This is a genomic window from Rhodoferax sp., assembly GCF_028689305.1.
GTDB lineage: Bacteria > Pseudomonadota > Gammaproteobacteria > Burkholderiales > Burkholderiaceae_C > Rhodoferax.
Genome location: NZ_JAQTWM010000015.1, coordinates 47707 through 52970, shown reverse-complemented (window position 1 = coordinate 52970; position 5264 = coordinate 47707). Strand labels below are relative to the sequence as shown.

Here is a 5264-nt window from a genome sequence, read left to right as displayed (position 1 = left end):
GCCTCGCGGATCGGGTTGGCCACGCTGTTGTTCTCGAACTCCAGGTCATCGAGCGGGTAAATCTCGGACAGGCCGGGCACCAGGATGCGGCAGGCATAAGCCCCCAGGTGGGTGAATTCGGCAACATAGATGTCGTGACCGTCCTGGTGCAGGCGCTGCACACACCAGGCATCGTCATCCGCCGTGGTGGTGCTGAAGTTCCAGTCGACAAACGCATAGTCAGGCTCACTGCCGAGAAACTTCCAGTGAATGACACCGCTGGAATCGACAAAATGGATTTCGATGTTGGTGGAACTCGCGGTTTCTTCCAGATCAAACCCCGGCGCCGGAAAGTTTGACAGGGCATCGAGCGCGCGCCCCTGCAGCAGCTCGGTCAGGGCCCGCTCCAGCGCCACTTCAAACCGCGGGTGGGCGCCAAAGCTGGCAAAACAGCCCTGGTCTTGCGGGTTGAGCAGGGTGACATTCATCACCGGGTACTGGCCACCGAGTGAGGCGTCCTTGACCAGGATGCCAAACCCGGCCTCGCGCAGGGCCGCAATACCGCGCGCAATGCGCGGGTAGCGGGCGATCACGGCCTCGGGCACATCGGGCAGGCACATGCCCTCGCTGATGATGCGCGCCTTGACCGAACGCTCAAAAATTTCGGACAAGGCCTGGGTGCGGGCCTCTTGCGGCGTGTTGCCTGCCGACATGCCGTTGCTGACATACAGGTTGCCAATGATGTTGACCGGGAAATACACCGTCTGGCCATCACGCTCGCGCACATAGGGGATGGCGCAGATGCCGCGCTCCTGATGGCCGGAGTTGAAATCGACCAGGGCCTGGGCCTCGACCGTGCCCTGCGGGTTGTAGAGCTGCTGCAGCTCTGGCGTCAGCAGTTCTGCGGGCCAGCTGCCGTCTTCGGGCACGTCAAACCAGCGCTCCTGCGGGTAGTGGACAAAGTCGCGGCTGGCCACGTCCGGGCCGAGGTAAAAGTGGGTCCAGAAGTAGTTGGTGGACAGCCGTTCGACAAACTCACCCAGGGCGCTGGCCAGGCAGGCCAGCCGGCTGGCGCCTTTGCCGTTGGTGAACATCAACGGGCAGTCGCGGTCGCGGATGTGGACCGACCAGATGCCGTCCACCGGGTTGAGCCAGCTGCGCTCTTCAATATGAAAACCCAGCTGCTGCAGCTTGCCTTGCAGCGTGCTGATGGTGGATTCGAGTGCGGCATCCTTGCCGGGAATAAAAGTCGTGTTGTGCATGGGTGCAGCATAACAGTGCCCGGCGAGACGGCGGCCCTGACTCTAGAATTGGCCCGTTGCCCAGCCACCTACCCGGAGACCCCATGATTCTTGAACTCGCCGACATCACCATCCACCCTGACCAGAACGAGGCTTTTGAAGAGGCCATCCAGCGCGGCCTGAAAACCGTCATCAGCCACGCCCACGGGTTTGAGGGTTTCAAGGTCAACCGTTGTCTGGAAAACCGCCAGCGTTATGTGCTGCAGATTTTCTGGACCACGCTGGAGGACCACACCGTGGGGTTTCGGGAGTCGCCGGCGTTTGGGCAATGGCGCGCGATTGTCGGCCCGTTTTTTGCCACCGCACCGACGGTCCAGCACTTCGAGCTGGTGGCCAAATCAGACGCCGTGAAAGGGTGAGCATGAGCTACGTTTTTCCGCCCAGCCCCACCGTGTCAGTGCCCGTGGTAGGTACACCGGCACGTTTTCCGGTGCACCGCATTTACTGTGTTGGCCGCAACTACGAAGAACACGCCCAGGAGATGGGCCACAGCGGCCGCGAGCCACCGTTTTTCTTCATGAAACCGGCTGATGCCATTGTGGTGGTGGAGGCCGGCCAGACCGCCACCCTGCCCTACCCCAGCCTGACCCGGAATCTGCACCACGAGATTGAACTGGTGGTGGCGATTGGCACCGGAGGACGGGACATCGCCGTGGACCAGGTGCTGCGCCACATCTATGGCTATGCCGTGGGCCTGGACATGACCCGGCGCGACCTGCAAAACGACATGAAGAAGCAGGGCCGCCCCTGGTGCATCGGCAAGGGGTTTGACCACTCGGCGCCGATCGGCCCGATCACCCCGGCTGCGGCCTTGCCCGGCATCCATCAGGCCGACATCCGCCTGCAGGTCAACGGCACGCTGCGCCAGCACAGCCAGATCGACCGCCTGATCTGGAATGTGGCCGAAACCATTGCCCAGCTCTCCAGCGCCTGGGAGCTGCAAGCCGGTGACCTGATCTATACCGGCACACCGGCTGGTGTGGCCGCTGTCGTGCCCGGCGACACCCTGGTGGCCGAGGTGGCTGGCCTGACCCCGATCAGCCTCACGGTGCGCTGACACCACCGCCCGCGCCCCATGCATCGGCCCCCCATTCAGCACTGCAAGACCTGCGGCCACGCCGTGGTGTACCGGATTCCTGACGACGGTGACACCAAGCCGCGGGCGGTCTGCCCGTCCTGCCAGACCATTCACTATGAAAACCCGCTCAACGTGGTGGGCACCATCCCGGTCTGGGGTGACAAGGTGCTGCTGTGCAAACGCAATATCGAGCCGCGCCTGGGCCGCTGGACCCTGCCGGCAGGTTTCATGGAGCTGGATGAAACCGTCTCGCAAGGCGCGGCGCGTGAAACCCTGGAAGAAGCCGGCGCCCAGTTCGAGATGGGTGATTTTTATGCCCTGGTCAACATTGCCCGGGTCGGCCAGGTGCACCTGTTCTACCTGGCCCACCTGCTCAGCGACCAGTTTGACCCTGGCATTGAAACCAGCGAGGCCCGGCTGTTTGCCGAGGACGAGATCCCCTGGAACGAGATGGCATTCCGCACCGTGTCCGAAACCCTGAAACGGTATTTTGCCGACCGCGCCAGCGGCCAGTTCAAAGTCCACGTCTTTGATGTCAGCTGAACTGCAGGCCACCCTGACACTGTGGTTTTACCGCACCGGCCACTTTTTCGTCACCAGTGTGCTGGACGACCCCGCCTGGTTGGCCCTGATGTTTTGTTGATGTTTTATCCCTCTAGCCCAGACAACACTTGGGTAAGATGCTATCATTTTTGACCCCCCCTAAGTCGCCATGCTGCCCTGCTACGTCCTGCTTGACCTGGAGACCACCGGTGGCCATGCGGCGCAGGACCGCGTCACCGAAATTGCGGCGGTGCGCTTCGAGCACGGGGTCGAGGTGGCACGCTGGAGCACCCTGGTCAACCCGGGGGTGGCCATTTCCGGCTTCATTGAACGGCTCACCGGCATCAGCAACGCCATGGTGGCCGACGCGCCGACGTTTGCCCAAGTTGGTCCGCAGCTGTTGCGCCTGCTGGACGGCGCCGTGCTGGTGGCGCACAACGTGCGTTTTGACCACGGTTTCCTGCAAAGCGAATTCGCCCGCCTGGGCGTGACGCTGCACACCCACACCCTGTGCACCGTGCGTTTGTCGCGCCGGCTGTATCCGCAGGCCAAGGGGCACGGGCTCGATGCCATCATGCAGCGCCACGGCATCACCACGGCATCACGCCACCGCGCCATGGGCGACGTAGAGGTGATGCAGACTTGGCTGCAACAGGTGTTCACCGAATTTGGCATCGACAGGCTGCGCCAGCATGCCCAGGCGCTGCTGCAGGGCAGCGCCGCGCTGCCGCCGCAGCTGGACCTGCAGCCCGCAGCCATTCCCGAAGGGCACGGGGTCTACGCCTTTCACGGCGCTGGCGACCAAGTGCTGCATGTGGGCAAAAGCACCCGGCTGCGCCACCGCATCCTGTCGCACTTCCAGGCTGCTGGCCACGCGCCACCAGTGCCGGGCCTGAGCCAGACAGTGCAGCGCATCAGCTGGCAGGAAACCGCTGGCGAACTCGGCGCCCAGCTGCTTGAAACGCGCTGGCGCAAGACCTTGGCAACACCACCGCAGCACCCCGCGGCACGTGACCACACACCCTGGGTCTGGCTGCTGGACGCCAACCCGGCCAAACGCCCCCTGCTGACGCTGCAACGGGGTAACAAGCTGGCCCCTGAACAACTGGACCGGCTGTATGGCCCCTACCGTTCCAGAAACCAGGCCATCAGCCGCCTGCGTGAACTGGCCGAAACCCACCAGCTGTGTCCGCAGGCCCTGGGGTTGACCTCGGGCCAGGGCGCCTGCCCTGCCCATCTGGCTGGCCGCTGCCAAGGGCTCTGTTGTGGCGCAGAAAGCCCGTCGCGCCACAACCTGCGCCTGCAACTGGCACTGAGCGCCGACAAGCTGCGGTCCTGGCCGTTTGCCGGCTGCGTGGGTCTGCGTGAACACGACCCATCAACCGGCCGCACCGACATCCACCTGTTTGACCACTGGTGCCATCTGGCCACCGTGCACAGCGACGATGCGCTGGCCGAGGCCCTGCAAAGCCGCCCGCAAGAACGGCGTTTTGATCTGGACACCTACCGGCTGGCGCTCAAATACCTGTTGCAGCCGGTCAAATATGGCGCCACGCTGGTGACGTTTTGAGCTTTGAGAAAAATGGGCCTGTAGCCCGGATACAAACAACAGGCGCAGGCTGACGCATCCCCCGTGCAGCACCACCCCATCAGGCGCAAAAATCGCGTTTTTCAGTCACCTCAATAAGCTGCCTCCCTGGAAAAACATCCCAGGATCTTTACCGTGAACTTCGCCATCACCTTGGTCAGGGCCACCTCTGAACCCTACTCGCCGGGGTGGGACATGTGGATGGTGTTTACACTGAAGTTGATGATCAATAAGTTACAGCCTCGTGAGGCGAGCCTATGGCAACCACAACGGTAACTCGAACACCCTTTCAGCAATCTCTGGGCCTGCTTGGCTGGCTCGCACTGACATTCCTGACAGCGGCTCTGGGCGCGATCGCATCTGCCCAGGCCGGCGCGTTCTACGCCTCGCTCACAAAGCCGACCTGGGCGCCGCCCGGCTGGCTGTTCGCTCCAGTCTGGACCACGCTCTACTTGCTCATGGCTGTAGCAGCGTGGCTGGTCTGGCGCGGCAGAGTGCTGCGGGTTTCTCAAAGCGCCCTCGGGCTCTTCGTTGCCCAGCTTTGCGCAAACGCTCTCTGGACGTGGTTGTTCTTCGTCTGGAAGCAAGGCGCCTGGGCGTTCTTCGAGGTCCTTGCGCTCTGGTGCCTGATCCTGATCTGCATGGTCAGCTTCTGGCGGCTCAACCGTTTCGCGGCAATCATCCTGGCTCCGTACTTCGCTTGGGTCAGTTTCGCTGCCGCACTGACTTGGGCAACTTGGCGCGCCAACCCAACAATGCTTGGATAGGTGCGCTC

At 62.9% G+C, this 5264-nt stretch carries 6 protein-coding genes; 5 read left to right on the top strand and 1 reads right to left on the bottom strand.

Annotated elements, in window-relative coordinates; translation table 11 throughout:
* On the bottom strand, positions 1-1241 hold a 1241-nt coding region (gene ycaO, locus PHW99_RS05290), incomplete at its 3' end, for a 30S ribosomal protein S12 methylthiotransferase accessory factor YcaO (protein ID WP_300174481.1).
* 83 nt (positions 1242-1324) lie between these two features.
* Between ycaO and PHW99_RS05285 the strand changes: the two genes are divergently transcribed.
* The 5 genes from PHW99_RS05285 to PHW99_RS05265 all read left to right on the top strand — a co-directional run bounded on the left by PHW99_RS05285 (position 1325) and on the right by PHW99_RS05265 (position 5256).
* Positions 1325-1639 (top strand): antibiotic biosynthesis monooxygenase, encoded by a 315-nt coding sequence (locus tag PHW99_RS05285; protein ID WP_300174479.1) that lies wholly within the window; start codon positions 1325-1327, stop codon positions 1637-1639.
* A 2-nt stretch (positions 1640-1641) separates the two neighbouring features.
* Complete coding sequence (locus PHW99_RS05280; RefSeq protein WP_300174477.1) at positions 1642-2337, top strand: fumarylacetoacetate hydrolase family protein; 696 nt, start codon at positions 1642-1644, stop codon at positions 2335-2337.
* Positions 2338-2355: 18 nt separating this feature from the next.
* Entirely contained in the window at positions 2356-2901 is a 546-nt protein-coding gene (locus PHW99_RS05275) for an NUDIX hydrolase (RefSeq protein ID WP_300174476.1), read from the top strand.
* A 169-nt stretch (positions 2902-3070) separates the two neighbouring features.
* Positions 3071-4471, top strand: coding sequence for an exonuclease domain-containing protein (locus PHW99_RS05270; RefSeq protein ID WP_300174475.1), 1401 nt, complete (start codon positions 3071-3073; stop codon positions 4469-4471).
* Between the two features lie 275 nt (positions 4472-4746).
* On the top strand, positions 4747-5256 hold the full coding sequence (locus tag PHW99_RS05265; RefSeq protein WP_300174473.1) for a TspO/MBR family protein: 510 nt from the start codon (positions 4747-4749) through the stop codon (positions 5254-5256).
* Positions 5257-5264: the final 8 nt, after the last annotated feature.

What these genes read in the sequence shown, in the direction of transcription:
- PHW99_RS05285 (WP_300174479.1), top strand. Translation starts at nt 1,325, where the DNA reads ATGATTCTTGAACTCGCCGACATCACCATCCACCCTGACCAGAACGAG.
- PHW99_RS05280 (WP_300174477.1), top strand. Translation starts at nt 1,642, where the DNA reads ATGAGCTACGTTTTTCCGCCCAGCCCCACCGTGTCAGTGCCCGTGGTA.
- PHW99_RS05275 (WP_300174476.1), top strand. Translation starts at nt 2,356, where the DNA reads ATGCATCGGCCCCCCATTCAGCACTGCAAGACCTGCGGCCACGCCGTG.
- PHW99_RS05270 (WP_300174475.1), top strand. Translation starts at nt 3,071, where the DNA reads ATGCTGCCCTGCTACGTCCTGCTTGACCTGGAGACCACCGGTGGCCAT.
- PHW99_RS05265 (WP_300174473.1), top strand. Translation starts at nt 4,747, where the DNA reads ATGGCAACCACAACGGTAACTCGAACACCCTTTCAGCAATCTCTGGGC.